A 25,862-nucleotide genomic window follows, 5' to 3' on the forward strand; every position below is an offset into this window, starting at 1 on the left:
CCGTCGCCCGCTAGACTTCTCCGTGCATGTCTCGGCTCCCCGAGCCCGCGCCGGCTGCGCTCTCGTTCCAGTTCCTTGCCGAGATTGCGTCCGGGGCCACCACCCGCGTTGATCTCTGCAGGTCGGCAGGTCCGCACCGGCCTGGGGAGCTGCTCGCCGTCAAGCGGCTGCACCCGCACTTCGCCGAGGATCAGAACGTCTCCACCCGGTTCCTCGACGAGGTGCGCACGACCGCGGCGCTCAAGCACCCGAACGTGGTCGAGGTCGCCGGCTGGGGGACGGACGAGCAGGGGTGGTACTTCGCCGTCGAGCTCGTGCAGGGCGTGAGCCTCGCGCGGCTCATGAAGACCGTCTTCGACACCGGCGAGATGTTCTCCGAGCGGCTCGTCGTCCACGTCGGCGCGACGCTCTGCCGCGGGCTCAGCGCGGCGCACGAGCTCCGCTCGCCTGCCGGCGCGCTGCTCAACCTCGTGCACCGCGATCTGACGCCGGGCAACGTGCTCGTGGGGTTCCAGGGCGAGGTGAAGATCGCCGATTTCGGGCTCGCCAAATCGTCGCTCCGCGTGATGACGACGGCCGTCGGAGCGCGCCGGCGCGTGACGACGTACATGGCGCCGGAGCAGGCCCGCGGGGGCGCCGCCGACAGGCGCTCCGACCTGTTCTCGCTCGGCGTCGTGCTGTTCGAGCTCTTCACCGGCAAGCACCCGTGGCCGTCGACGAGCGACTACGAGCTCCTGCGGAGCATGTCGACGCAGCCAGCGGCCGACCTGCGGGAGCTCCGGCCGAAGATCGACAAGGAGCTCGTGTCGATCGTGATGCGCTGTCTCGAGAGGGACCCGCCGTCGCGCTTCCAGAGCGCGGACGAGATCCTCGCTCGGCTGGAGGGCTGGCTACACAGCCACGGGTACCACGAGGGGAACGAGGAGGCGCTCGGGCGCTTCGTGCGGCGCAACGCGATGAGACAGATGCGCTGGTTCGAGCGCGCCGTCACCGGCGGCTTCGCCGGGGTCGCCAAGGCGCCGCGCCCCTCGCTCTCGACAGCCGAGGCGATCCCGCGCCGGCCCTCGGCCGATCCGCGGGGCAGGGGGGCGAACGCCCCCGGTCGGCTCCGCGGCAGCGGGGGCGCGCGCGCTCAGAACGACGACGCGACCGACATCGAGGCGCGCCGCGGGACGCTGTCCCCGTCGCCGACCGGCCTCACGCCGCGCGAGGCGGACGCCGCGGACGACGACCTCGGCCGGCGCGGACCGATGGCCTCCGAGACGGCCGACGAGGCGACGGTCGTCGTCGGCAGCAACGGCAGGGTGCGCGCAGATCCCGGGTCCTCCAGCTCGGGCGGAGGACGGCGCCGCAGCAGCCTGCCCTCGTACGGATCCCTCACCGATCGGGACAGCGAGCCGCTGCCGGTGTCGGGGAACGAGCTGCGCGCGACGTCCGGGAACGAGGCGACGCCCTCGATCTCTCCCGTGGCCGCGTTCTCCGTGGATCACGACGCCGACACACCGCTCACGGCGCAGGGCGTGCCGGCAGGGGCGAGGCCGCTGCACGCGGAGGTCGACCGCCTCACGACCGAGGCGCTCCGGCTCCGCGAGGAGGCGCGCTTCGCGGTCGCCCACGCCGAGCGCAAGCTGGCGCTGGCCAAGGTGGCTGCTCACCTCTCCGAGATGGCCACCGAGGCGCTGCGCCTCTCCGCGAGCGCCGCCCCGGAGCGCGCGTCGCACCGCCTCGACGAGGCGCTCGCGCTCGAGCGGGCGATGCACAAGGTGATGTCCGCGCCGCTCACGCTCGCGCCCGAGACGACGGCGCTGCCTGTCGCGTGGGGCAACGAGCAGCGGGCCATCCTCGCCCAGCTCGGCCTCGAGCACCTGGCGTCACCGGCCGCGTCGAGGCCCTCGGATTTCGGCGCGCCCCCGCATCGGCTCACTCCGGCGCCCGGGGACGTGAGCGCGGCCCAGCATCGGCTCACTCCGACGCCCGGGGATGCGGGCGCGGCCCAGCCGTTCATGGGCGCCGACCCCGCGAGGAGCGACGCGGCAGGCGTGCCATCCGCCGCGCTCGCCGTCCGGGGTGACGCTGCGGGCGACGCGATCGGCCCGCCCACCGCCGCGGACGCTGTCGCGTTTCAGGCCAGCCTCCGGCCGATGCTCCTCGGCGTGCCGCGCGCGCTCGCGCTCGCCGTCGCGGCGGCGGCCTTCATGGCGTTCGTCTTGCTGGCCTGGTTCTATTCCTGAAGCGCCGCTGCGCGCGCGCGCGAGCGCACCCGACGCGCCGAGACGTCGCTTGATCCCGGCGGGGCACGGCGGCTACCGTCCTTGGATCATGAGCGAGCAAAGCGACTGGGTGCTGATCGGCCTGGATGAGACCACGGCGCGCCGGCAGGGGATCCCCGCGCGCATGCCGGTGCCTCGAGGGGAGTTCGAAGGGCTGGCTGACAAGGGGCTCAGCATCGACGCCGCCCGCAAGTGGATCAAAGACTTCCTCACGAACTCCGAGCCCGGCAAGAGCGGCGTCTGGCGCAAGCAGAACAGCACGCTCGTCTCGCAGTTCGAGGCGTTCCTCGACAAGGCTCCGGTCTGGGAGCGCGCGCAGAAGGCGTTCGGCGAGCGCGATTACGAGAAGGCGATCTCGGCGCTCAAGCGCATCATCACGATGGATCCCGACGATCACGCCGCGCGGCTGAACCTCGCCTCGGCGCAGGCGAACATGGGCGATCACCCCGCGGCGCTGAAGAGCTTCCAGGCGATCCGAAAGACGTTCCAGGGGGACGCCGACTACCACGTGGCGCTCGGGCAAGTGCACCTGGCGATGCAGAAGAAGGACGCCGCCCTCGACGAGATGGTGCTCGCGCTCGAGGCGAAGCCCGACTGCCAGCCGGCGCTGGACGCGATGGTCCAGCTCGGGGTCCTCCTGCCGATCTACGAGAACCCGCGCGACGCGGCCTCGCTCGTCTACGTGCGCTCCGACGCGGTGCTCGAGTACCTCGCGGGCCAGTGGGACGCGGCGCCGCGCGACGGCGCCTTCTATCTCGAGCAGCTCGCCTACCACGAGCGCGAGCTCCGCCACGACGTCGCGCTGGCCGCAGCGGAGCGCGCCGTCGCCGCCTCGGGCGAAGGGGCGAGCCGCGAGCGCGCGCACCTCGCGCGGATCGCCGCGCTCCGATCGCTCGGGCGCACCGACGAGGCGCTCGCCGCGGCCGAGGCCTTCGTCGCGACGGCGCCGTCCTCGTCGGGCGCCTGGGTCGAGCTCGCCAAGTGCCTGTCCCAGGCGGGCCGCGGAGCGGAGGTGCCCGCCGCGGTCGAGCGCGCGCTCGAGAGCGACCCAGGCGACCTCGCCGCGCTCTCGCTCCGGTTCTGGCCGAGCGATCCCGCGGACATCCAGAAGGTCAACGAGGCGATCCCCGCGCTCGCCGCCTTCGTCGCGGCTCACCCCGAGAGCGCCGGCGCGCGCCGCTCGCTCGCCCGCGCCGAGCTGGTCGCAGGTCGGATCGACGACGCGCTCGCGGGCTTCGCGGCGGCCGTCGCGCTCGCGCCCGGGGACGACGACCTCCGGGCCGAGTACTGGACCGAGCTCGGGAAGCAGCAGCGGTACCCGGACATCATCGCCGATGCCGCGAAGCTCTCGGACCTCGCGAAGCGCGACTGGAAGCTGCGATGGAACGAGGCCGAGGCGTACGCCGCGCTCGGCAAGAACATCGAGGCGCGGGCGGCGTTCTCGGCCATCAACTTCGACGAGTCGCTGCACGTCGACGTGCGCCGCAGGGCCAAGCGCGCCGTCAAGACGATGGATGAGACGCCGCCCGTCGTGCCGTGACGCCGGGCCGCGGGCGGCGCGCGCTCAGAGCGAGCCGGAGACGCCGAGCCCGACGGTGTCGCCCGTGACGATCGGCTTCACCGACAGGGCGACGTCGTTGCGGACGAGCTTCTTCTCCGGCGCGGCGAGGCCGCCGATGAACATCGCGGCCCCGGCGACCTGAGCCAGCCCGTCGACCATGAGGACGAAGACGCCGCCGCCCTTCGCATCGGCGGTGCCGACGGTGATGAAGGGGCCGGCGAGCGGGATGTAGAGCGGGAGGTAGCTCTCGCCGCTTCCGCCGCTCGCCCTGTCAGCGCTCTCCGCCACGAGCCCGACCATCGCCGAGAGGATGTAGGTGACGCCGAACGTCACGGCGCCGCCGATGACCAGGCCGCGGCGCGCCCTCTCCTCGACGCGGTAACCTTCCGGGACGGCCTGCCCTTCCTCGTAGTTCATGATCCTCGGGCCAACCGGATACGAGCCGGAAGGCGAGGCGTATCCCGGAGGCGGGGCGTATCCCGGAGGCGGGGCGTATCCCGGAGGCGGGGCATATCCCGGAGGCGGGGCGTATCCCGGAGGCGGGGCGTATCCCGGAGGCGGGTAGTAGCCGGGCTGTTGCCCATACGGGGCAGGCGCGCCGTACGGCGCAGGGGCCCCGTGGGGCGCGGGCTGCGGCTCGGCGCCGGCAGGGGCGCCTGCGCGCGGCGAGGACGCAGCAGGAGGCGCCTGCGCGAAGGCGGAGGGGGCGCTGAGCAGGAGTGCGGCGAGAGGTGCTGCGCTGGCGAGGAGCGCTCGCCACGGGTGCGTCGAGGCGCCCTGTCCGGGATGGGTCGTCATGATCAATGACGCTAACGCAGCTCCGTCGCCGAGGTCCAGACGAGCGCAGGACGCCGGCGGGCGGCGTGTGTGCTCTCTGGCGCCGCCTATGCGCGCGTGCGCGCGGGCTCCATCGGCTGGTGCCTCCTCACGGCGCCACCGTCCATGCGCGCCTCGAGCTCCGGCGCGTGATGGTCCTCCAGGAGCGGCGGGATCTCGCCCGTGATCAACCGCGAGGCGCGCTGGTAGGTCACGTAGGAGAGGGCCCACGAGAACAGCACCAGGAAGCGGTTACGGAAGCCGATCAGGAAGAGGATATGGACGAACAGCCACGCGAGCCACGCCAGGAACCCGGAGAGCTTCAGCTTGCCGAAGTCGGCGACCGCCGCGGCGCGCCCGATCGTCGCCAGGGATCCCCGGTCGTTGTACCGGAACGGCAGCCGCGGCAGCCCCCGCAGGGTGCGCGCGATGCAGCGCGCGGCGTGGCGCCCTCCCTGGATCGCCGCGGGCGCCACGCCGGGCACGGGCGTCCCGTCCTCCTGCTTCAGCGACGCGAGGTCGCCGATCACGTAGATGTCCTCGTGACCCGGCACCGTCAGGTCCGGCGCCACCAGCACGCGCCCTGCCCGGTCGAGCGGCGCTCCGAGGGTGCGGGCGATGGCCGAGGCCGCCACGCCGGCCCCCCAGAGCACGGTCCTGGCCTCGATCCGCTTGTCGCCGATCGAGACCCCCTCCTCGTCGATGTCGGTGACGCGGCAGTTCGTCCGCACCTCCACGTTGAGCGCGGCCAGCTGCTGTCGCGCCTTCTCGCCGAGCTCCGGCACGTACGACGGCAGCACCTGCCCGGCCCCTTCCAGCAGGAGGATGCGGGCCTTGCTCGGATCGATGTGCCGGAACTCGCGCCTGAGCGTGTGCCTCGCGAGCTCCGAGAGGGCGCCGGCGAGCTCGACGCCCGTCGGGCCCGCGCCGACCACCACGAACGTCATCCAGGCGCTCCGCCGCGCCGGATCGGGCTCGCGCTCGGCCGCCTCGAAGGCGAGGAGGACGCGCCGGCGGATCTCGAGCGCGTCCTCGATGGTCTTGAGCCCGGGCGCGACGGCCGCCCACGCGTCGTTCCCGAAGTACGAATGCGACGCCCCGGCCGCGACGATCAGCTTGTCGTAGCCGAGCTCGCCGTCCTCGAAGATCACCCGCTTCTGGACGGGATCGATCGCCTTCACCTCGGCGAGGATCACGCTCGTGTTCTTCTGCTTGCGCAGCACGTGGCGGATGGGCGTGGCGATGTCGCTCGCGCTCAGGCCCGCCGTCGCGACCTGATACAGGAGGGGCTGGAACGTGTGATGGTTGTGCCGGTCGATCACGGTCACCCGTACCGGCTCGCGCCGGAGCGCCCGCGCCGCGTAGAGGCCGCCGAAGCCGGCACCGATGATGACGACGTGCTCCATGCCGTGGCCCTGGTTCCCGTACGCCACCACAGCAAGAGCGGGAGCCGCAGATCTCCCGCTTTGACCCTGGACGTGCAGGGGTGCGCCCTCGCTTGTTCGCGGGATGGAGGCCGCGAGACGGCCGCTCGCGATCCCCTCTCGTCCCCCTCTCGTCGGCGTCGCCGTCCGTTCGTCGGGCAGCGCCGGCGTCAGGCGCCCCAGGCGGTGCGCGGCAGGGGCCAGCCGATCGCCACCGGCCCGGCTAAGCCGTTTTGCCCTGGGCGATCCACTTGTTCATGAAGACCGCGCTGACCTCCCACCCTTGCCGCAGCTCCTTCTCGGCGCTGCTCTCGAGCATGCCGCCGACGCCGAACACCTTCGCTTCGATCGTGATCTCGGCGATCCGACGCACCTTGTTGTCGCCGATGGCCTCGGCGCGCACCACGCCTTCGTTCCGCATCTTGTCGGCCAGGGTGCTTGGCGTCAGCTTGAAGGTCCACACGTTCGTCGCCTTGTTCAGCCTGCCCTCTTCGGTGTAGCGGAACCCGGAGCCGAGCAGCTTCTCGACGGGGCCGGGCAAATTCATCTTCGGCTTCCCGGCCGACCTCCGGATGATTTCCGTCGCCGTCTCGACCTGCTCCGTGATCGTGAACTCGGGGAAGCCGAGCTCCTTCCTGTAGAGCTCCTCGTTGAATGTCTTGTCCAGGAACAGCTTCCAGAACGTCTCGAGGTTGCAGTTGATCTCGTGTGTGAGGGTGAACTTGCCCATGGGATCGTTCCTTTGCGGTGCGCGGGGTCGATGACGTCCAGCTCCGCGTTTACCGCAGCCCGTACGTGGCGTCCATGTCTCGACCAGGACCGCTGAACACGGGATCTGCGCTGGCGACGCGTCCGTCTGCGTTGCGCGCGCCGGGCGTTCGTCGCCCCGATCGCGTGGCGCGCGAGGTCACGCCGAGCGCAGGCGGACGCGGGGGCGCGAAGCAGCCGCGGGACTGGAGGCGACGCCGCGAGTTGGAGACCGGCGCTGCGCACGGTTGCGTACGCGCGCTCCGGGCGATGCGGGGGCTGGCGGCGGGCTTCCAGCGCTTCTGCGGCCGTGCGAGCATGACGCTGTGACGTGCATCCTCGTCATCGACGACGACGCCGCGATCCGGGCCATGTTTGCGCGTTCGCTCCGTACGCTGGGCGACGTCGAGGAGGCGAACGGCGGGGCGCCGGCGCTGCGCCGGCTCTCCGCGCGCAAGTTCGATCTCGTGGTGCTCGATCTGCACATGCCGCTGATCGACGGCTTCAGCGTGCTCGAGTCGCTCTCGGCCAAGGGAGCGCTGAACCGCGACACGCCCGTCTTCGTCGTGACGGCAGATGAGTCGCAGCAGGCTCGCATCCGCGCGCTGCGACGGCACGCGATCTTCCTGCTCTCGAAGCCGGTGAACCTCGCCATGCTGGTGTCGCTCGCGGAGTCGTCGCTGAAGAAAGCTGCGGCCCGCGCCACTCCGCCCCCGCCGCCCGGCGAGGCGCAGCCGGAGAAGCCGAAGGAGGACTGAGCGCGATGCGCCGGCCGCGCGGGCTGCGGGGGAGGCAGCCGCGCCCGGTCCGGAGGCGCTACCGCGGCGCCAGGTCGAGGGGGGGCGCAGCGGGGCGCGGCCGCGGCGGCGCCTGGCCGGGGACGGGCCCGCGCGGCAGCGTGGAGGCGGGCGGAGTCGCCGGCAGTCCGGGCTGGCTCGCGGGCCGTGGCGGAGGCCACCCGGTGACGGACGGCGTGGGCAGAGGCCCTGGGACGCGCGGCGCAGGGGTGACCGAGGAGCCCGGGTACGGCGTCCCCGGCGCGGGTGCGGCGCCGGGGACGTACGCCGGCTGCCCGGGGGTGGCTGCATCGGCGGGCACCGCGGCGTCCGCGGCCGCGTCGGCCAGGGCGGACGCGTCGGCCGGGGCGGCCGCGTCGGCGATCAGCTCGGCTGCGGCTGCATCGGTCGGGGCCGCGGCGTCCGCGACGGCGTCGCTCGCGACCGTCGACGCCGTCGCTGCCGCGTTCGGCGTCGCCGCGGCATCGGCGCCGGCATCGGGCGCTTGCACCGTCGGTGCGGACGCGCTGGGGCTGGCGGAAGGCACCACCACACCGCCGAGCGGCATGCGGCCGGAACGCGCGAGCAGCAGGAACGCAACGGCCGCGACCACGCCCAGGACGATCAGCGCGAGCAACGCCATGCGGACGAAGGACCCCTTCGCGGGAGGGGACGCGCGGCGCTCGGGCGCGGACGCGACAGCGCTCGTGGGGCCGCTCGCGTGCGCCGCCGGACCGACGTAAGCCGCCGGCCCCGGGGGCACCGGCGGCCCCACGTGCAGCGGCGGCGGGAGCAGCGGCAGCGGCGAAAGCCCCGCTGGGAAATCGAGCGGCGAGCCTGCGCCGTCGGGGTTCGACTTGCGGGTCGCATCCGGGGTCGATTTGCGCGTCGCGTCCGGATTCGACTTGCGCATCGGGTCGGCGTTCGCGCGGCGCGGGCTCGTCGGCGCCGGCATGCGCGAGCTGGCCGGCCCCGACATGCGCGAGCTCGCGGGTCCCGACATGCGCGAGCTCGCGGGTCCCGACATGCGCGAGCTGGCCGGCCCCGACATGCGCGAGCTCGCGGGGCCTGCCGGGGACGAGGGCGGCGCCGCGTCGGCCGCGCCGCCGCCCTCCGTCGCCTCCGGGCCGTCCTGCAGGATCGGCAGCATGGAGATGCGCCGCAGCATCACCTCGGTCGCGTCCTCGGGGCGCGAGGCCTGCGGCTTCTGAGGGTGGGCGCGCTCGGCGAGGATCCGGTCGAGCTCGTCGAGCGCCTGATCGATCCGCTCCTTGCGTGCCTCGGCGACCCCGGGGAGCAGATCGCGGACGAGCTGGCCCACCTGTTTGTCGGTGTAGCTCTCGCGGACCGCGGCGCTCACCTGCTCGAGATCGCGGCGCAGCTCCGCGGCCGTCTGGTACCGTTCGTTCGGGTTCTTGGCGAGCGCCCGCATGATGATGCGGTCGAGCTCCGGGTGGACCTCGGGCATGATCTCGCGCGGCGGCTGCGGGTTGCGGTTGGCGATCTGCTGCATCGCCTCCAGCGGGCCCTTGCCGCGGAACGGCGTGTGGCCCGTCACCAGCAGGTAGAGCAGCACGCCCATCGAGAAGAGATCGCTGCGGCGGTCGAGCGCCCCGCCCATGACCTGCTCGGGCGAGAAATACCCGGTCTTGCCCTTGATCGCGCCGACGCGGCTGGTCTGCGCGCGCGCCCGCGTCTTCGCGACGCCGAAGTCGACGACCTTGACCATGCCGTCGAACGTCACCATCACGTTCTCCGGCGTGACGTCGCGGTGGATCAGGTTGAGGAGCTCGCCCGTGTCGTCGCGGACCTCGTGCGCCGCGTGCAGCCCGGCGCACGCGTCGATCATCACGTGGAGCACCCAGCCGAGGGGCAAGAGCGCGCGCTTCGCCTTCTGGTTCGAGAAGATCTTCGCGATCGGGGCGCCGTCGATCCACTCCATCGCGAGGTACGGCCGATCGCGGACCTCGCCGTACGCGAGGATGTGCACGACGTTCGGGTGGAGGATCCGCGACGCGGTGCACGCCTCGTCGAGGAACATCGCCCGCGCGTCGTCATCCCCGCGCATCGCGTCCGACAGCAGCTTGACGGCGACGATCTGGACGGAGCCGTTGGGCCGCCTGAGCCGCGCAGCCCACACGGCGGCCATGCCGCCCACGGCTGCAGGGAACAGCAGCTCGTAGGGGCCGATCGTATCGCCCGGCTGGAAGTTACCGGGGTCGTCGTCGTTCCAATCACTCCACGGATCTTTGGCCACGCGCTCCCCCACCATGTCGGAAGACGTGCAGCGCGACAAGACCTGGCGCTCGGCCCCGTCTTCCCGCTCCCCTGCGCGGCGCCGCCGGTGTCAGGCCCGGCGACGCTCGCCTACCATGCGCTCTAGCCGCCCGAGCGCCCGGACGAGGACGTCCTCGCTCGGGCCGAAAGAAAATCGGACGTGGTGACGGAACCGCGACGGCCGCCCCGCCCGGCGCTTGCCGGGGTTGACGTCGAAGAACTCGCCCGGCACGACGATGATCCGCTCCCCGAGGGCCGCCCGGAAGAAGCCGTAGCCGTCGGAGAGCCCCGGGGGCAGATCCGCGACCGAGCCCCAGACGTAGAACGTGCCCTCGGGCTCCGCGTCGACCGTGACGCCGATCCTGCGCAGCCCCTCGAGCATGATCTCGCGCTTGTGTGAGAACGTCCGGTGGATGGCCGTCGTCTCGGCGCGGGTGTGCTCGATGGTAAGCAGCTCTGCCGCGGCGCGCTGCATCGGCTTGGAGCCGCCGCCGTCGAGGAAGCTGCCGGCGCTCGCCACCGCCTCGATGACCTCGCGCGGCCCCAGCGTCCAGGTGACGCGCCAGCCGGGGTAGCGCCAGTTCTTGGTCAGGCCGTCGAAGATCACGACCGGATCGCGGTCGACCTCCTCGACGTAGCGCGCGGCGCTCTCCATCGGGGCGACGTCGCCCATCCCGTAGATGTAGTGCGAGTAGAACTCGTCGAGCAAGAGCGCGCAATCGAGCTCCTTCGCGGTGCGGACCCAGGCGGCGAGCTCCTCGCCGCGCACGTGCTTCCCGGTCGGATTGCAGGGGTTCGAGGCGAGGATCGCGCTCAGGCCGCGGCCCAGGATCTCGCGGCGCAGGTCGCCGACGGAGAACGAGTAGCCGCGTTCGCCCTCGAGCAGGATCGGGATCGGCGAGAACAGCCGGAAGACGTCGAGCAGCTCCTCGTAGGCGGTGTAATCGGGGAGGAAGTGGCCGAGGTTGATCTGCCCGAGCGCCGCCGCGGCGCGGGTGAGGGCGATGCGACCCCCGCCCGACACCGCCACGTTCTCGGCCGTGTAGCGCGACGGCATGCCCCGCCGGTACGCGCGGTTGTAGAGCGACGCGATCGCCTCGCGCAGCTCCCAGAGGCCGGCCACGGGCGCGTATTCCTGGTCGTCTCCGGAGATCGGCACCGCCGCGCAGCGCGCGGGCGAGCCCGGGAGCGGGCCCGTCTCCGGCTGGCCCTGCCCGAGGTTGCACCAGCCGTCCGTCCCCTCGTCGGCGCCTGCCTCGGAGGGACCCGCGGACGCGGAGTCCCGACCCGGGTTAAAGCCGAGGCGCGCGGCCTCGGTCGTCACGTAGATGACGCCCGTCCGCGGGACCTTCCGGAAAGCGTGGACCGCCCGGTCGTCGCCGCGCGGCGGAGCCGGCGTGTTCCCCCGGTCGGCCGCCGCCCCAGGATCGCTGGGCCGGGCCTCGTCTCCCTGGAGGTCGCTTCGCTCGTCGGGATGCTCTCGCTCTGCTTCTGTCATCGTTTGTTTCCAGGCATGGGAGGCGCTGCCGTGGCGACCCAGCAGGAGGCGAGCGCCTCAGGCCTGCTGGGCCGTCGGCTTTCCGCCGTCCTCGCTCGCCGGCTCGGGCTGCCGCGCCCACGGCATCGTCTTACCCGAGAAGATCCAGAGCAGGTAATAGCAGAAGGCGAGTGAGACAGCGGTGAGCGCAGTGTACTTGTCGTCGTTGTAGTTGAACGTGATCCAGATGAACTGGCTGAGCGCCGCCAGGCCGAACAGGGGTACCTCGATCTGGCGCTTCACCCGGGTGAGCGGCGCGCTCAAGATCATGAATGAATAGTAATAACAGGTGAGCTGCGAGAGCAGGATGACGAAGATCTGGGCGAGGCACTGGGCCACCCACAGCGAGCGGACCCGCCGGCACACGTAGACGAAGCCCGCCAGGCTCGCGGCGATGATCCCATAGGCGATCCAGCGGTATTTCGCGTAGCGCTCGTTGCGCATCCGTTTCCAGACCTCGAACGGATCGACGAGCTTCGTATCCTTCGTGTACTTCATGCGGCCGGACTCGACGCCCGTGCCGGGCTCGTGGCCGACGAGCACGCGGAGGCCCATGTGGTTCGTCAGCGGCGTCTGGTCGTGCACCTTGAGCGTGTGCTCGTAGAACTGCCGGTACGAGTCCGTGCCCGAGACCTTCATGCTCACCGGAATGAGCACGGCGGCCGCGAGGACGCCGCCGATCAGCACCTGCACGTGCGACCTCGCCATGCGCTTGTGGCGGACGAGGTGAATCCCGGCGACGGTGAGCCAGCCGATCACGGGCAGGCCCGGGAAGATGCGCAGGAGGCCCGCGTAGACCATGCTCGCGCCCGCGAGCTTGAAGTAGCGCTTCCGGATGAGGCAGGCCGAGAGGACCAGGTAGAAGAGCCAGTCCTGCCGGAGGAACGCGCCGCCCGTCCAGTAGAACGGCGCCGACGACTGGCAGCCCCAGAAGATCGCCGCGACGGCGAAGACCCGCCACCCGAAGGCCCAGTAGAGGGCGGCGAACATCCCGAGCAGATAGAAAATATCGAAGCTGGCGAGGAACTGGAGGTAGCGGGTGCTGGCCGGCTGGAGGTCCGCCCAGAACTTACCCATGATCGTCCAGACCGGCGGCGGGTTGTAGCCGTGGTCCTTCTGCATGTCCTCCCAGTAGCCCTTGTCCGAGGCTGTCCGGAAGAACTGCACGTCGGCCTTGAACGCGTCCCAGCGCTCCGGTGAGAAGTGCGCCTTGCACATCTCGGGCGTGCTGAGCACCTCGCTCGCCGGCATGAGGAGGTTGTCGCCACCGAGGTTCCGGATCTTCTTGTCCGGGTGGCGGACCTCCTTCGACATGTCCAGCTTGACCTGCCGCCCGGTGTCCTCGTTCGTGTACGTGACGAGCCCCAGCTCGTCCTGCGCGATCAGCGCGCATTTGTAGAGGCCGTCGTACCCCATCTCCGGGAAGTACTTGGCCCCCATGTAATAATGGAACTGATCCCAGCGGTGGTAATACTTGGGATAGCCGAAGCGGAAGCCGTTGAAGTACGCGATGATGGCGGCGACACCGAGCGCCACGCCGGCGAACCGCTTCCAGCGCTCCGCGATCGGCCGGCGCATCCCCTCGCGGTGCGTCTCGTAGAAGACGCAGAGCGCGGCGCCCATCGCGATCGCCACCTTCGCCATGTCCACGGCGCGGGCGTGCTCGTCGATGTACCGGTCCAGACCATGGAAGAAGAGCGCGACGCCCGCGGCGACCGTGCTGTACCGCGCGAGCATGCGGAGCCGCGACGGGGCGAACCAGTTGAGCGCGAACGCGACGCCGAAGTAGGCGCAGAGCGCGATGACGATCTCGATGACTTGTTGTGACGTGAGCTTCATTGCCTGCGGTTCGGATCGGGATCGAGGTGACGCGGGATGCGCCGGCGGGCCTCTTCGCCGGCCTTCCGCGGCAGCGCGCCCGGCGTCGGGCGCTGCTGCCGCCCCGACCCGTCGCTGCGGGCCGGAGCCCGTCGGCCGGGGAGACGCCGTAGGTGCAGGACGCACCCCGTCCCGGACGGGCTCCACGGGGGAGGCGGGGCCACCTTAGCCGAAATCCCAGGAGTGTGGCGCTCTCGTTGTGGGCGCCATGGGCATCGGTGGGCGTACCCAGGTGGCGTGCGTGTGACCGGTGTGACCGGGGCGGAGCCGTGTCGGCTCGACGTGCTGCGCAATTGAGCGGGCTTCCTCCGCCGAGCAGAGCTCGTGTATCGTCTCCCTTCGTGTCGAACGACAGTTTCTCTTCCGCTTCTTCGGGGGGCTCGGAGCGAGAGGGGGCCCGAGGCCCCTACGGCTTTCTCGTGCGGGTCGACGGCGCGCCGCCGCTCTGGTGCCGGGAGGTGCGGGGCTTCCACCGCGCCGCCGTCGCGGCGGCCGATCCTGACGCGCTGCCTCCTGCGCAGCTCGTGCTCGTCGGCCTCGACGAGGCGGCGCGCGCGTGGCTCGCGTCGTGGGCCGAAGACAGCGAGCGCGTGCGCCGCACGCTGACGATCCGCCGGCTGCTCGACGACCGCGAAGCCACCGCGGTCGTGACGCTGGCGTCCTACGGCTACGGAGTCAACACCGCGCTCGCCGTGGAGTCGGTCGTGGTGCCCGGGGGCGACGGCCCGGCGGCCATCCTGCGCAGCGGGGTCCACACGAAGGAAGAGATCGACGCGATGCTCGCGGTCCTCGCCACGGCGCTGCCGGAGGGCGAGGAGGCGAGCTGGTTCGCACACGTCTGACGCGCGCGGGGCCCGGTCACGGCGCGCCGGCCCGCCGCGCGACGTCCTCGCCGTCGTTCCACCGGACCTGTTCCGGCAGCTGCGCGCTTGCGTCCGGCACGTCGTCTCGCTGGAGCGCGCTGCGCCTCGTCCTGCCGAGACGCGCCTTGCACCTCGCCCTGCCTGGCTGCTCCTCCGGTGACGCCTGCTTGCCCGCGTGCGACGTGCGCCGTGCGCCGTGCGCCGTGCGCCGTGCGCCGTGCGCCGTGCGCCGTCGAACGACGCCTGCCCGGCTGCGCTGCGAGACGCGGTGGGAGCGGTGGGACCAGGCGGACCGTGGGTGGACATGGATGGAATGGAAGAGAATCGCTTTCGATGTTTCGGTGCGTGAGCCCCTTGCTCGCCTGAACAGCGGTGATACGCTGGTCCTCGGCCTCGGACGGAGCATCAGCTCCAGGATGGTCCTGCCGTGGAGCACCACGGTGCTGGGGTCGACACCAGATCGGCGGGCTCTCCGCTGATCCGCAATCGAACACCCTTGCCATGCCGGACGATCTCTTTCGATCCGGCGCGGGGTGCCGGCAAGCCGGAGGAGGGATGGACACCATGCACAGTACCAGTGGCTCTTCTATACCGGAGGCTGGGAACGGCTGACCCTCGTGGAGCGTGGACGCAGGGTCATCGGGGCCTTGCAAAACGCTACCGCGCTCGGCCAGGTCCGGCGCTCGATAACCTGTTGACTGCCATCGCGACCTCCGCGAGGCCGGCAGAGAGGGAATCGAGGAAGACTCAGGTCTTCCGGCAACGATTCTCACCGGCGCTTCGGGGCTGAACGCTCGTCGCGATGGGACAGGGGGGGCGCCGCACAGGCGGGATCAAGCGGGGTCCAGAAGGCCTCCGGTAGAGGCCCACGGGACGGGTCGGGTGCGAGCGAAGCACCCGACCCGTTTTTATTTCCATTGCCCGCGAGCGCTTTTTTGTCCTGCGCCGTGCCTGTCTGGTACGCGGGCTCGATGCGGATGCTGCTGCTCGCGCTGCTGCCGGCGTTGCCCCTGCTTCCAGCGTGCGCCGACGCCTTCGGGGATCGGGAGGCGCCGGAGCTGGGAGCCGCGCTCGGCGCGTTCCACGTGGTCGGGACGCAGACGGCGAACACGTGCGGGGAGGGGGCGCTCGGCGCGAAGCGCCTGTGGGAGTTCGACGTCGAGCTCGCGCGCGGCGACGGCGCCCTCTACTGGAACAACGGCGCCAGCGTGATCGAAGGCGTCATCGACGATGACGAGGTGAGCTTCTCGATCGACGGGCGCGTGGTGGTGGACATGCGCGCGGGCGACGCGCCCCCGGGGCCGCCGTGCTCCGTCGAGCGCCGCGACCGGGCGCTCGGGCAGCTCGGCGGCAGAGGGGATGACGTCGCGGGGTTCAAGGCGACGATGTCCTTCGAGTTCGTGCCCACGGCGGGGTCTCGGTGCGAGGACCTCGTCGCCGGAGAGCTCAGCGTCGCGCCGGTGGTCGCGGCGCTGCCGTGCGGCATGGCCTACGATCTCAAGGCCAAGCGGAGCGCGCTCCCGCCCGAGTGAGCGTCGGGTGGGCGTGGACCTCCGGGCGCGCGCCGCGGTAGGGTGCCACGATCGTGAAGCACGTCATCCATTCTCTGGGCGGGCGCGGCGGGCGGCGCACCGTCCTGGTCCACGGCGGCGCGGGCAACGTCGCTCCGGAGCGGCGGCCGCTGCATGCGGCGGGGTGCCTCCGCGCGGCGCGCGAGGGAGCGCGCGTGCTCTCCGAGGGAGGGAGCGCGCTCGACGCGGTCGAGCGCGCGGTGCGCGTCCTCGAGGACGATCCGCTCTTCAACGCGGGTACGGGCGCGGTCCTGAACGAGGAAGGCCACATCGAGCTCGACGCGTCGATCATGGAGGGCCGCGGGCTCAGGGCCGGCGCGGTCTGCGCGCTCTCGGATTTCGCCGAGCCGATCGCGATCGCGCGCGCGGCGCTGGAGGACGGCCGGCACGTGCTGTACGCCGCGCACGGCGCCGCGCGGTTCGCGCGGATGAAGGGGTTCACGCCCGTGGGCGAGGCGGCGCTCGTCACGGAGGCGGCCCGGGAGGCGCTCGCGGCGGCCCAGCAAGGCATCCGCGCGACCTCCTGGGCGGGCAACACGGTCGGCGCGGTGGCGCTCGACGAGGGCGGGCTCACCGCCGCGGCGACGAGCACGGGCGGCACGGTCAACAAGCGGGTCGGGCGGGTGGGGGACTCGCCCCTCATCGGGGCAGGGACGTACGCTGACGACGAGGCCGGGGCCGTGTCGACGACCGGCCACGGCGAGGGGATGATCCGGCTCGCCGTGGCGCACTCGGCCGTGGAGCGGATGCGCGCGGGCATCGGCGCGGTCGACGCGGCGAGCGGGATCATCGCGCACCTGGCGGAGCGCCTCGACATCACCGGGGGCGTCATCGCGCTCGATCGGACTGGGAGGTTCGGGCTGGCGCGATCGACCGCGACCATGTCGTGGGCGGCGGTCGGTGATTGGGGCGAGGAAAGCGGTGTGTGAATTGTCTTTACAGAGAGCCCAGATTATTCCATGGTCACTGTTCATCGCGTGACGCCCCGGGCGCTCTCGCGTCTGCGGTCGTGAGCATCACTGTCAAACAGCGTTCGTCCTGAGCTGGGGTGTTCGCAACCGAGCCGCGGCGCTGTTGCGCGCGTCGGATCATGGCGTGTCATGCACGGCGAGGCGGCCTGAACGGTGCCCGATCCACGGGGATCACGCTGGGCTTCGTCACAGGAGGTCTATCTTATGAATCGGAATTCGCTGCGGTTTCTCTCGGTGGGTCTGCTCTTGGCGGCCGTCGCGTGCGGGGATGACGACGGTGGCTCCGGCGGTGCAGGGAGCGTGTCCTCGGGCACGGGCGGAGCAGGGGGGACCGGCGGCTCTGCCGATGGCGGAGGCGGGAGTGGGGGCGGGGGCGGCGACGGCGGGGGCGGCGCGTCGACGCCTGGCGGGAGCGGTGCTGTCGATACGGGGGAGTACCGCAACCTCTTCGTCGAGAACGGGCGCACGCAGGACGAGGTGAATGCCAAGATCGCGGCCGCCTGGGACCATCTCTTCAAGGGTGATCCGGCCGAAGAGGCCGTCTATTTCGCGCAAGAGGAGAACGACAACGGCCCGCTCGCGCAGATCCGCGACATCGCGAGCGAGGACGTGCGCTCGGAGGGCATGAGCTACGGCATGATGATCGCCGTCCAGACAGACCATCAGGCGGAGTTCAACGCGCTCTGGAACTGGGCGAAGACCTACATGTTCCACGCCGACGAGACGCACCCGGCGTACGGGTATTTCTCGTGGCAGATGAATTTCGACGGCACCCCGCTGGACGAGATGCCGGCGCCGGACGGCGAGGAGTACTTCGCGACGGCGCTCTATTTCGCGTCGGGGCGCTGGGGCAATGGTGAGGGCATCTACAATTACCGGGCGGAAGCGGATCGCTTGCTCGACCTGATGAAGAACCGACCGGAGATCACCGGGGAGTCCTTCGGGAACGGGGAGACGCGCACGACGACCGGGTCGACGCTCTTCAACACCGAGAACCACCAGATCCGCTTCACGCCGGACACGGGGAACTTCGAGACCAACGGGGACCACACCGATCCGTCGTATCACCTGCCGGCCTTCTACGAGATCTGGGCCAAGTACGGTCCGGAAGCGGACCGCGCCTTCTGGAGCGAGGCGGCCGAGGTGAGCCGCGGCTACTTCCACCTCGCGGCCCACCCGGAGACGGGGCTCACGCCCGATTACGCGAATTTCGACGGCACGCCCAAGGCGGCGTCGTGGAAGCCCGAGTCCGTGGACTTCCGCTTCGACGCGTGGCGCACCGCGATGAACTGGTCCGTCGACTGGGCGTGGTGGGCGAAGGATGAGCGCCAGCAGGAGCTCAGCGATCGCATCCAGGCGTTCTTCGAGGCGCAAGGAGCGGAGTACGGGAACCAGTTCTCTCTCGACGGCGAGGCGCTGAGCGCCGACCACTCCTCGGGGCTCGTCGCCATGAACGCGGCCGCCAGCCTGGCGGCCAAAGGCCCGCGGTCCGCCGATTTCGTCCAGGCGCTCTGGGACCTCGAGCCCCCGAGCGGGCAGTACCGCTACTACGACGGCATGCTGTACTTCATGGCGCTGCTGCACGTGGGCGGTCAGTTCCAGGCGTACGCGCCGCAGTGAGGCGCGGCGGCGCGGCGCCGCGCAGATTCGTGTGATCCGGGCTCCGTCGCGCGGCGCGATGAGCCCGTGGCGCACGAAGATGCGCCCCGCTATAGTCCGCCGCCCCCATGATCCCTGCCGGTCCACTGCCCATCACCCCGCTGTCCTCGCCGCCGGATCGGATCTGGCGGGTCCCTGGCTCGAAGAGCATCACGAACCGCGCGCTCGTGCTGGCTGCGCTCGCCGACGGTGAGAGCACGCTGGAGGGGGTGCTCCATAGCGACGACACGCGGCACATGCGATCCGCCCTGGAAGCGCTGGGGATCGGGATCGAGGACGCCGGGCCGCACACGCTGGTGGTGAAGGGAGGGCGGCGCCGGCTGCGCGCGCCGGGGCGCGAGCTGTTCATCGGGAACAGCGGCACCACGGTGCGGTTCCTCGCGGCGCTCGCGTGCCTCGTGCCGGGCGAGGTGGTGCTGGTCGGCGACGAGCACATGGCCAAGCGGCCGATCGCCGATCTGGTCGACGGCCTGAGGCAGCTCGGGGCGGACGTGGAGTGCGCGACCGGGTGCCCGCCGCTCCGGATCCGGGGCGGCCGGCTGAAGGGCGGCACGCTGACGATGCGCGGCGATCGCTCCAGCCAGTACTTCTCGGCGGTGATGATGGCAGGCCCCTTCGCCGACGCCGCCATCGACCTGCGCGTGGCCGGCGAGCTGGTAAGTCGCCCCTACGTCGAGATCACGCGGCGCATGGTCGCGGATTTCGGCGGTCGCATCGACGAGGCCGCGGGCGGGTTCACGGTCCATCCCGCCGCGGGGTACCGCCCGCGGGCGTACCCGATCGAGCCCGACGCGTCGTCCGCGAGCTATCCGTTCGCGCTCGCCGCGGCCGCGGGCGGCGCCATCACCGTGCCCGGACTTTCCGAGGGGGCGTTGCAGGGAGACTACCGGTTCGTCGAGCTCCTGGAGCAGGCAGGCGCGCGCGTGAGCCGGCAGGCCGATGCCACCACCGTGCGCAGCGACGGGCGCCTGCGCGGCATCGACGTCGACATGCACCACATCTCGGACACCGTGATGACGCTGGCCGCGATCGCTCCGCTCCTCGAGGGGCCGACGACGATCCGGAACGTGGCGAACATCCGGATCAAGGAGACGGACCGCCTCGCCGCCACGGTCGCGGAGCTCCGCCGCCTGGGCCAGGAGGTGACCCACGGCGACGACTGGCTCCGTATCGAGCCTCGGCCGCTGACGCCCGCGCTCGTGCGCAGCTACAGCGACCACCGCATGGCGATGAGCTTCGCGATCCTGGGGCTGTGCCGGCCGGGGATCACCATCGAGGATCCGGCCTGCGTCGCGAAGACGTACCCGACGTTCTGGGAGGACGTCGAGGGGTGCTCCCGCGCGGCAGGCGCGGCGCCCGCGGTGTGATCCCGGCCCGCGCCGCCGGACAGGCGCTCAAGAGAGGGCGAGCACTGCCTCCACCTCGATCGTCAGATCAGGGGAGAAGAGCCCGGCGACACGGACCAGAGAGCTCGCCGGCAGCGCGGCGCCATAGATTCGAAACAGGGTCTCTCTCAACGCCACGAGCTCGTCGAGGCTCGTGACGAAGATCGTCACCTTGGCTATCGCGTCCAGGCCGACCCCTTCGGCGCGCGCGATGCTCGCGATCTGGGAGAAGATCGCCTCTGCCTGCTCGGACACGCTGCCCTTCTGAGCGGGCGAGCCGAAGGCCGTCAGCCCTGAAAGGAACAGAAGGCCGTTGTGCTCGACGGCATGAACGTACGGACCCGCCGGATCACCCAGCGCAGGATAGTTCTTTCGCTCCACGGCTGCTCTCCTTGCCTGCCACGCCCCGCGGCGCCTCGGAGGGCGCGCGCTCGACGCTCTGCGCGAGATCCATAACACACGCGCGCCGGGCCCCCGGTCATAGGCGGGGCCGCGCGTTCTCGTCGAGCCAGTCGAGCGCCTCGTCCATCACCCGCTCGGCGTCCGGCAGCTCTCCGTGGTGCGCGCCGGGCATCTCCCGGTAGACCGCCGGTATCTTCGCGGCGAGGAGCCCGCTCGCGCCCTCCTTCATGCGGTACGTGGCGTCGAGCTCGCCGCTGATCATCACCGCTCCCCGGATGTCCCGGAGGCGCGCGGCCGAGGGCGTGGTGGGGGCGCCGAGCAGCACCAGCCGCGAGTACCGCTCCGGCCACCGCTCCGCGAGCCGCTCCGCGATATAGGCACCCTGCGAGTAACCGATGACCACGAGGTCCTCCGCCTCGCCGCCGCACACCGCCAGCGCGCTCCGGATGCGGCCGTCCTGCTCCTCGGCGTCGGGCGAGTACTTGCTGAACACCCCGCCGGCGCCGCAGGGCACGTTGCCCTGGAGCCCGAGCACACCGCCGTGCTCCCGCGCCGCCCTCGCGAAAGCTTGCACGTAGCCCAGCCCATGCCCGCACATGCCGTGAAGGAACACCATCCGCGGACACGCGCCGAGAGGCCCGGTGACGACGAACGCCGGCAGATCGCCAGGCACGGGCACCTCGGTGGCGACGAGCGGCGGCTCGGCGGGCTGCCGCTCGACCATGGCGGGCTGTGCCGGGCGCTCCTCCGCGAGCGCACGTTCCTCCTTGCCACACCCCGTCGCCAGCGCAGCGAGGCCGAGTCCGGATATAGCTATAGTGGAAACTTTCATAAGTCTGGCGTTGGGCCACGATCGGCTAACCGCAAGCGGTCCCGCGCCCGCACGGGTCTCCTCTCACCCGGCGAACACAGCGGTTTTGCTCTTTCTGGCGGCGCTCCTGGCGATGGGTTTCCGGCTGCAGTAGCCGCGGCCCAGGGGTCGAGGCGCGCGCGGGGCCGCGGAGGTGCGCCCGGAGGCGCGCGCGGGGCCCGCGGAGGTGCGCCCGGAGCAGCACCGGGGCAGCAGGCCCTGGTGCCTCGCCAGCAACGAGGGCACCGCCCGCCGGCTCGACGCAGGGAAACGGGCCATGGCATGTCGGCTGCAATCGCAGTGAAGTGAAGAGGGGCGGACAAGGCAGCTGGCCTGAACAAGGGAGCCTTCCCATCATGAGCGAGGAACTGGAGCCTGAGGGCGAGGTCGGACGCGTCCTCGACGGGAGCGACACGCTGGCGCTGGAGGCCGACGTCCTGGTGCTGGGCGGCGGGCCCGCCGGGACCTGGGCCGCGCTCGCCGCGGCGGCGAAGGGCGCGCGCGTCGTGCTCGCGGACAAGGGGTATTGCGGCAGCAGCGGCGCCACGGCGCCTTCGGGGGTCGGCGTGTGGTACGTGCCCCCGGTCCCCGAGATGCGCGAGGCGGCCAAGGCCAGCCGAGAGGGGCTGGGCGGCTTCCTGGCGGACCGCGGCTGGATGGACCGCGTGCTCGACAAGACGTGGGCCAGCGTGAACGACCTCGCGACCTGGGGTTATCCGTTTCCTGTCGACGACAGCGGGCAGCCCGTCCGCCGCAGCCTGCAAGGCCCCGAGTACATGCGCCTCATGCGCAAGCGGGTGAAGCTCGCGGGCGTCCGCATCCTCGATCACAGCCCCGCGATCGAGCTCCTCGTCGACGCGAGCGGCGTGGTCGCCGGGGCGGCCGGCATCTGCCGGCAGCTCGGGCACAGGTGGGTGGTGAGGGCCGGGGCCGTGGTCATCGCCACCGGCGGCTGCGCCTTCCTGAGCAAGGCGCTCGGCACCAACGTCCTCACCGGCGACGGAGGGCTGATGGCCGCCGAGGCGGGCGCCGACATGTCAGGGATGGAGTTCTCCAACGCCTACGCGATCGCCCCGGCCTTCGCGTCGGTCACCAAGACCCTCTTCTACAACTGGGCGACGTTCTATTACGAGGACGGGCGCGTCATCGAGGGGGCCGGCTCGCGGCGCGGCCGGTCCGTGATCGCGGAGACCCTCCTCACGCAGCCGGTCTACGCCCGGCTCGACAAGGCCGATGAGGCGCTCCAGGCGTGGATGCGCACGGCCCAGCCGAACTTCTTCCTTCCCTTCGATCGCGCCGGCATCGATCCCTTCCGGCAGCGGTTCCCCGTCACGCTGCGGCTCGAGGGCACCGTGCGCGGCACGGGCGGGATCCGCATCACCAGTCACGGCTGCGCCACATCGGCGCCGGGGCTCTACGCCGCCGGAGACGCCGCGACACGAGAGCTCATCTGCGGCGGATTCACGGGCGGCGGCAGCCACAACGCCGCGTGGGCCATCTCCTCGGGCCAGTGGGCCGGCGAGGGAGCAGCCCTGTTCGCGCGCAGCGTCGGCCCGCGCGCCGGGCGGCGGGTCGTCGAGGGGGCCGGCCGCGCCGCGCTCCCGGCGGCGGGCGGGACGAGGCCGCTCGACGCGGAGGGGGTGATCCGGTCGGTGCAAGACGAGGTGTTCCCGTACGACAAGAACCTCTTCCGCACCGCGCGGGGGCTCGCGGCCTCGCTCGACAGGCTCGATGGGCTGTGGCGGGAGGTGCGGCAGGCCTCGCCCGGGGCGGCGGTGCGCGGGGCCGTGCGGGCGCGGGAGAGCGCCGCGATGGTGGCCACCGCGCGCTGGATGTTCAACGCGGCGCGCGCGCGCACCGAGACGCGCGGCATGCACAAACACACGGACCATCCCGGGCTCGATCCGGCGCAGCAGCGGCGGCTGATCACCGGCGGTCTGGACCACGTGTGGGTGCGCCCCGAGTCCGCCGCGCCGGCGTCGATCGGCGCGGCCGCGGCGGAGGCGCAGGCGCCATGATCGAGCTCGTCAGCGATGCCCGGTGCATCGGGTGCGATCTCTGCGTCGAGGTCTGCCCTACCGACGTGTTCGAGCGCGTCCCGGGCGGCGCGCCGGTCATCGCCCGGCAGGGCGACTGCCAGACGTGCTTCATGTGCGAGGCCTACTGCCCGGTGGACGCGCTCTACGTGGCCCCGGAGGCGGAGCGGCCGGTCGCCGTGGACGAGGGACGGCTCGAGGCGTCCGGGCTGCTCGGGAGCTACCGGGCCGCGGTGGGGTGGGGCACCCGGCGCAAGCCGGGCGCCGCCGCCGACCAGACGTTCCGCGTCCTCACGGTCGCTCGGCAGGGCTAGGGGCGCCGCGAGCGCCTCCGCGCACCTTTACGGCAGCAGCGCCATCCCCATCCCCGCCACGACAGGTCTCGCGACGAGCCGTTTTGAGCGCGAGCTCCTGCTGCCCTGATGGGGCTCGGGCCAGTCGAGCCCGTTGTCCTCAGGTGCGGGGCGGTAAATTTTCAATGCCCGAGAAATCGTGCGTCCCGTGCAATTCTTGTGACTGACTTCGTCCTGCTCTCACAACCTGGGTGAGAAACGAGGCCACCATTCCGCTCGCGGCCGGGAGGCGAGGCGCCGACCGGACGATGAGGGGCCGCGCGAGGTATGCATGAGACGACCTATTTTCTTGATTTGCTTTTCGCTCGCCGCCGCTCACCTGGCATGCGGATCGAGCGGTGAACCCGGAACCGGCTCGGACGGCGCCGGCGGGGAGGGCGCCGGGACGGGCGGCGGCGCGACCGGCGCGGCGTCCAGCGGTAGCGGTAGCGGCAGCGGCGCGGGCACCAGCGCTGCGTCCGGCAGCGGCGGCGCTGCGACCAGCGCCGCGACCGGCAGCGGCGGCTCGGGCGGCGGCGCGGGCGCCGGCGGGCCGACGGGGTTCGCGCAGATGGAAGACCTCGACCGCGGTGTCGTGGCCGTGCCCACGGACGGCGGCACGTACGTGGGCTTTCGCCTGTTCGGCTACGACCCCGACGACATCGCGTTCAACGTCTACCGCGACGGCGCCAAGGTCAACGCCGCGCCGCTCGCGGACTCCACGAACCTCGTGGACCGCGACGGCTCTCCGAGCTCGGTCTACACCGTGCGCGCCGTCATCGGCGGCGTCGAGCAAGGCGAGTCGGAGTCCGCGCCCGTGTGGAAGGATGGAACCCTGTCCATCCCGACGACACCGCCGCCCGCAGGGGACGGCTACACGTACTCGAGCGGCGATGGCAGCGTGGGAGACGTGGACGGCGACGGGCGTTACGAGATCATCCTCAAGTGGGATCCGTCGAACCTCCAGGACAACTCGAAGGCCGGCCGCACCGGCAAGACCTACCTCGACGCTTACTCGCTCGACGGCAAACGGCTCTGGCGCATCGATCTCGGCGTGAACATCCGGGCCGGAGCGCACTACTCGCCGTTCCTCGTGTACGATCTCGACGGCGACGGAAAGGCGGAGGTGGCCGTCAAGACGGCGCCGGGGACGCGCGATGGGAGGGGCGAGTACCTGAGCAAGGGGCCCGCGGCCGGCGATGACGATTCCAAGGATTACCGCAACAACGACGGCTATATCCTCACCGGCCCGGAGTACCTCACCGTGTTCGCCGGCGACACCGGCGCAGAGCTCGCAACGACCGAGTTCAAGGTCGGGCGCGGCGACCCGTGCAGCTGGGGCAACAACGAGTGCTACGGCAACCGCGTCGACCGCTTCGTCGGCACCATCGCGTTCCTCGACGACACGGGGCGCCCGAGCGTTGTATTCGGGCGCGGCTATTACGCGCGCACGACGCTCTCGGCCTGGAACTACCGCGACGGCGCGCTCTCGAGCCTCTGGACGTTCGACTCCAGCTCTAGCCGCGCCAACGAGGCGTTCGGCGGCAAGGGCTGCCACTCCATCAGCGTCGCGAACGTGGACGACGACCCGCAGCAGGAGATCATCAACGGGGGCGCCACGTTCGACAACGACGGCACGGGCCTCTGCGCGGTGGACTACTACGCTCACGGCGACGCGCTGCACGTCACGGATCACATCCCGTCGCGCCCTGGTCTCGAGGTGTTCCAGCCGTACGAGGGCAGCGAGTCGCCCGCCTACGCCATGCGCGACGCCCGCACGTGCGAGGTCGTCTGGAAGGGGCCAGGCAACGGCGGCGAGGAGGGCCCTGGCCGGGGCGTGGCGGCGGATGTCGATCCGCGCAGCCCTGGCAGCGAGGCGTGGGTCAACAACAGCGAGCTGCTGCGCGGCTCGGACGGCGATGGCGTCGGGAGCCGCCCTGCGTCGAGCAACTTCCTCATCTGGTGGGACGCGGACCCGAGCCGGGAGCTCCTCGACGGCAACGGCATCCGCCAGGCCGACGGCCAAGGGGGGAACTTCACGGCCGCCGGGTGTGCCTCGAACAACGGCACGAAGAGCTCGCCGACGCTCAGCGCCGATATCCTGGGCGACTGGCGTGAAGAGGTGATCTTCCGCTGCGGCGATTCCATCCGCATCTTCACCACGAACCAGGTCGCGACGAACCGGATCTACACCTTGATGCACGATCCGCAGTACCGCGTTGCCATCTCGTGGCAAAACGGCGCCTACAACCAGCCGCCTCACCCGAGCTTCCATATCGGGGAGGGGATGGCTGCGGCGCCGAAGCCGGATATCCACGTCCGCTGAGACACCGGCGCTAGCGAGTCGCCTCGCTCGACTCGACATCTGAAGCCGATGGCCTGGCCACCGAGTCACCACGCGTCGAATCGGCCGCCCTCACTGCACAGCCTGCCTGTGAGCGTTCACAAGGTTTATAAATACACGAGTACAGTACATTCGTTAACACCGTTGACGAAGTTCGCGTGGC

At 71.4% G+C, this 25,862-nt stretch carries 19 protein-coding genes; 11 read left to right on the forward strand and 8 right to left on the reverse strand.

The window, feature by feature from the left end:
- The first annotated feature begins 26 nt into the window (after positions 1-26).
- Both WME73_RS17000 and WME73_RS17005 read left to right on the forward strand, forming a co-directional pair.
- A complete protein-coding gene (locus WME73_RS17000; RefSeq protein WP_437746487.1) occupies positions 27-2,231 on the forward strand; it encodes a protein kinase domain-containing protein in 2,205 nt (734 codons plus the stop codon).
- Between the two features lie 88 nt (positions 2,232-2,319).
- Positions 2,320-3,810 carry a tetratricopeptide repeat protein gene (locus tag WME73_RS17005; protein WP_437746488.1) on the forward strand — a complete coding sequence of 497 codons (1,491 nt, stop codon included), beginning with the start codon at positions 2,320-2,322 and terminating at the stop codon, positions 3,808-3,810.
- 24 nt (positions 3,811-3,834) lie between these two features.
- On the opposite strand, the gene WME73_RS17010 is transcribed toward WME73_RS17005, so the two are convergent.
- The 3 genes from WME73_RS17010 to WME73_RS17020 all read right to left on the reverse strand — a co-directional run bounded on the left by WME73_RS17010 (position 3,835) and on the right by WME73_RS17020 (position 6,801).
- A complete protein-coding gene (locus WME73_RS17010; protein WP_437746489.1) occupies positions 3,835-4,629 on the reverse strand; it encodes a hypothetical protein in 795 nt (264 codons plus the stop codon).
- An 86-nt stretch (positions 4,630-4,715) separates the two neighbouring features.
- Entirely contained in the window at positions 4,716-6,053 is a 1,338-nt protein-coding gene (locus tag WME73_RS17015; RefSeq protein WP_437747990.1) for an NAD(P)/FAD-dependent oxidoreductase, read from the reverse strand.
- A 241-nt stretch (positions 6,054-6,294) separates the two neighbouring features.
- Entirely contained in the window at positions 6,295-6,801 is a 507-nt protein-coding gene (locus WME73_RS17020) for a DUF2505 domain-containing protein (RefSeq protein WP_437746490.1), read from the reverse strand.
- Positions 6,802-7,144: 343 nt separating this feature from the next.
- On the opposite strand from WME73_RS17020, the gene WME73_RS17025 reads away from it, so the two are divergent.
- On the forward strand, positions 7,145-7,576 hold the full coding sequence (locus WME73_RS17025) for a response regulator (RefSeq protein ID WP_437746491.1): 432 nt from the start codon (positions 7,145-7,147) through the stop codon (positions 7,574-7,576).
- Positions 7,577-7,634: 58 nt separating this feature from the next.
- On the opposite strand, the gene WME73_RS17030 is transcribed toward WME73_RS17025, so the two are convergent.
- The 3 genes from WME73_RS17030 to WME73_RS17040 all read right to left on the reverse strand — a co-directional run bounded on the left by WME73_RS17030 (position 7,635) and on the right by WME73_RS17040 (position 13,247).
- Positions 7,635-9,851, reverse strand: coding sequence for a protein kinase domain-containing protein (locus WME73_RS17030; protein ID WP_437746492.1), 2,217 nt, complete (start codon positions 9,849-9,851; stop codon positions 7,635-7,637).
- A gap of 90 nt (positions 9,852-9,941) precedes the next feature.
- The gene (locus WME73_RS17035; RefSeq protein WP_437746493.1) at positions 9,942-11,369 is read right to left on the reverse strand and encodes a pyridoxal phosphate-dependent aminotransferase; all 1,428 of its coding nucleotides are present in this window, start codon (positions 11,367-11,369) and stop codon (positions 9,942-9,944) included.
- 57 nt (positions 11,370-11,426) lie between these two features.
- Positions 11,427-13,247, reverse strand: coding sequence for a hypothetical protein (locus WME73_RS17040; RefSeq protein WP_437746494.1), 1,821 nt, complete (start codon positions 13,245-13,247; stop codon positions 11,427-11,429).
- A 380-nt stretch (positions 13,248-13,627) separates the two neighbouring features.
- On the opposite strand from WME73_RS17040, the gene WME73_RS17045 reads away from it, so the two are divergent.
- From WME73_RS17045 to aroA, 5 genes are all read left to right on the forward strand, one after another.
- On the forward strand, positions 13,628-14,128 hold the full coding sequence (locus WME73_RS17045; protein WP_162143993.1) for a hypothetical protein: 501 nt from the start codon (positions 13,628-13,630) through the stop codon (positions 14,126-14,128).
- A gap of 992 nt (positions 14,129-15,120) precedes the next feature.
- Positions 15,121-15,681 carry a hypothetical protein gene (locus WME73_RS17050; protein WP_437916349.1) on the forward strand — a complete coding sequence of 187 codons (561 nt, stop codon included), beginning with the start codon at positions 15,121-15,123 and terminating at the stop codon, positions 15,679-15,681.
- Positions 15,682-15,734: 53 nt separating this feature from the next.
- A complete protein-coding gene (locus WME73_RS17055) occupies positions 15,735-16,649 on the forward strand; it encodes an isoaspartyl peptidase/L-asparaginase (RefSeq protein WP_437746496.1) in 915 nt (304 codons plus the stop codon).
- Between the two features lie 246 nt (positions 16,650-16,895).
- On the forward strand, positions 16,896-18,311 hold the full coding sequence (locus WME73_RS17060; RefSeq protein ID WP_437746497.1) for a glycosyl hydrolase family 8: 1,416 nt from the start codon (positions 16,896-16,898) through the stop codon (positions 18,309-18,311).
- A gap of 107 nt (positions 18,312-18,418) precedes the next feature.
- Positions 18,419-19,717, forward strand: coding sequence for a 3-phosphoshikimate 1-carboxyvinyltransferase (gene aroA, locus WME73_RS17065; protein ID WP_437746498.1), 1,299 nt, complete (start codon positions 18,419-18,421; stop codon positions 19,715-19,717).
- 27 nt (positions 19,718-19,744) lie between these two features.
- On the opposite strand, the gene WME73_RS17070 is transcribed toward aroA, so the two are convergent.
- Entirely contained in the window at positions 19,745-20,116 is a 372-nt protein-coding gene (locus WME73_RS17070) for a RidA family protein (protein ID WP_437746499.1), read from the reverse strand.
- Positions 20,117-20,213: 97 nt separating this feature from the next.
- Positions 20,214-20,861 carry an alpha/beta hydrolase gene (locus WME73_RS17075; protein ID WP_437746500.1) on the reverse strand — a complete coding sequence of 216 codons (648 nt, stop codon included), beginning with the start codon at positions 20,859-20,861 and terminating at the stop codon, positions 20,214-20,216.
- Positions 20,862-21,343: 482 nt separating this feature from the next.
- Between WME73_RS17075 and WME73_RS17080 the strand changes: the two genes are divergently transcribed.
- The 3 genes from WME73_RS17080 (at position 21,344) to WME73_RS17090 (ending at position 25,681) form a co-directional block, all read left to right on the forward strand.
- Positions 21,344-23,005: an FAD-dependent oxidoreductase gene (locus tag WME73_RS17080; RefSeq protein WP_437746501.1), complete on the forward strand. Its 1,662-nt coding sequence runs from the start codon at positions 21,344-21,346 to the stop codon at positions 23,003-23,005.
- Positions 23,002-23,337: a 4Fe-4S binding protein gene (locus WME73_RS17085; RefSeq protein WP_437746502.1), complete on the forward strand. Its 336-nt coding sequence runs from the start codon at positions 23,002-23,004 to the stop codon at positions 23,335-23,337. The genes WME73_RS17080 and WME73_RS17085 overlap by 4 nt, the downstream gene beginning before the upstream one ends.
- A gap of 310 nt (positions 23,338-23,647) precedes the next feature.
- Positions 23,648-25,681, forward strand: coding sequence for a rhamnogalacturonan lyase (locus tag WME73_RS17090; protein ID WP_437916350.1), 2,034 nt, complete (start codon positions 23,648-23,650; stop codon positions 25,679-25,681).
- Positions 25,682-25,862 lie beyond the last annotated feature (181 nt).

This window comes from Sorangium sp. So ce302 (genome assembly GCF_051530145.1).
Lineage (GTDB): Bacteria > Myxococcota_A > Polyangia > Polyangiales > Polyangiaceae > Sorangium > Sorangium cellulosum_B.

Bases quoted from the DNA above. Each gene is read 5' to 3' on its own strand.
- WME73_RS17050 (WP_437916349.1), top strand. From the start codon at position 15,121: ATGCGGATGCTGCTGCTCGCGCTGCTGCCGGCGTTGCCCCTGCTTCCA.
- WME73_RS17035 (WP_437746493.1), bottom strand. From the start codon at position 11,369: ATGACAGAAGCAGAGCGAGAGCATCCCGACGAGCGAAGCGACCTCCAG.
- WME73_RS17085 (WP_437746502.1), top strand. From the start codon at position 23,002: ATGATCGAGCTCGTCAGCGATGCCCGGTGCATCGGGTGCGATCTCTGC.
- WME73_RS17080 (WP_437746501.1), top strand. From the start codon at position 21,344: ATGAGCGAGGAACTGGAGCCTGAGGGCGAGGTCGGACGCGTCCTCGAC.
- WME73_RS17010 (WP_437746489.1), bottom strand. From the start codon at position 4,629: ATGACGACCCATCCCGGACAGGGCGCCTCGACGCACCCGTGGCGAGCG.
- WME73_RS17015 (WP_437747990.1), bottom strand. From the start codon at position 6,053: ATGGAGCACGTCGTCATCATCGGTGCCGGCTTCGGCGGCCTCTACGCG.
- WME73_RS17005 (WP_437746488.1), top strand. From the start codon at position 2,320: ATGAGCGAGCAAAGCGACTGGGTGCTGATCGGCCTGGATGAGACCACG.
- WME73_RS17040 (WP_437746494.1), bottom strand. From the start codon at position 13,247: ATGAAGCTCACGTCACAACAAGTCATCGAGATCGTCATCGCGCTCTGC.
- WME73_RS17090 (WP_437916350.1), top strand. From the start codon at position 23,648: ATGAGACGACCTATTTTCTTGATTTGCTTTTCGCTCGCCGCCGCTCAC.
- WME73_RS17060 (WP_437746497.1), top strand. From the start codon at position 16,896: ATGAATCGGAATTCGCTGCGGTTTCTCTCGGTGGGTCTGCTCTTGGCG.
- WME73_RS17000 (WP_437746487.1), top strand. From the start codon at position 27: ATGTCTCGGCTCCCCGAGCCCGCGCCGGCTGCGCTCTCGTTCCAGTTC.
- WME73_RS17075 (WP_437746500.1), bottom strand. From the start codon at position 20,861: ATGGTCGAGCGGCAGCCCGCCGAGCCGCCGCTCGTCGCCACCGAGGTG.
- aroA (WP_437746498.1), top strand. From the start codon at position 18,419: ATGATCCCTGCCGGTCCACTGCCCATCACCCCGCTGTCCTCGCCGCCG.
- WME73_RS17020 (WP_437746490.1), bottom strand. From the start codon at position 6,801: ATGGGCAAGTTCACCCTCACACACGAGATCAACTGCAACCTCGAGACG.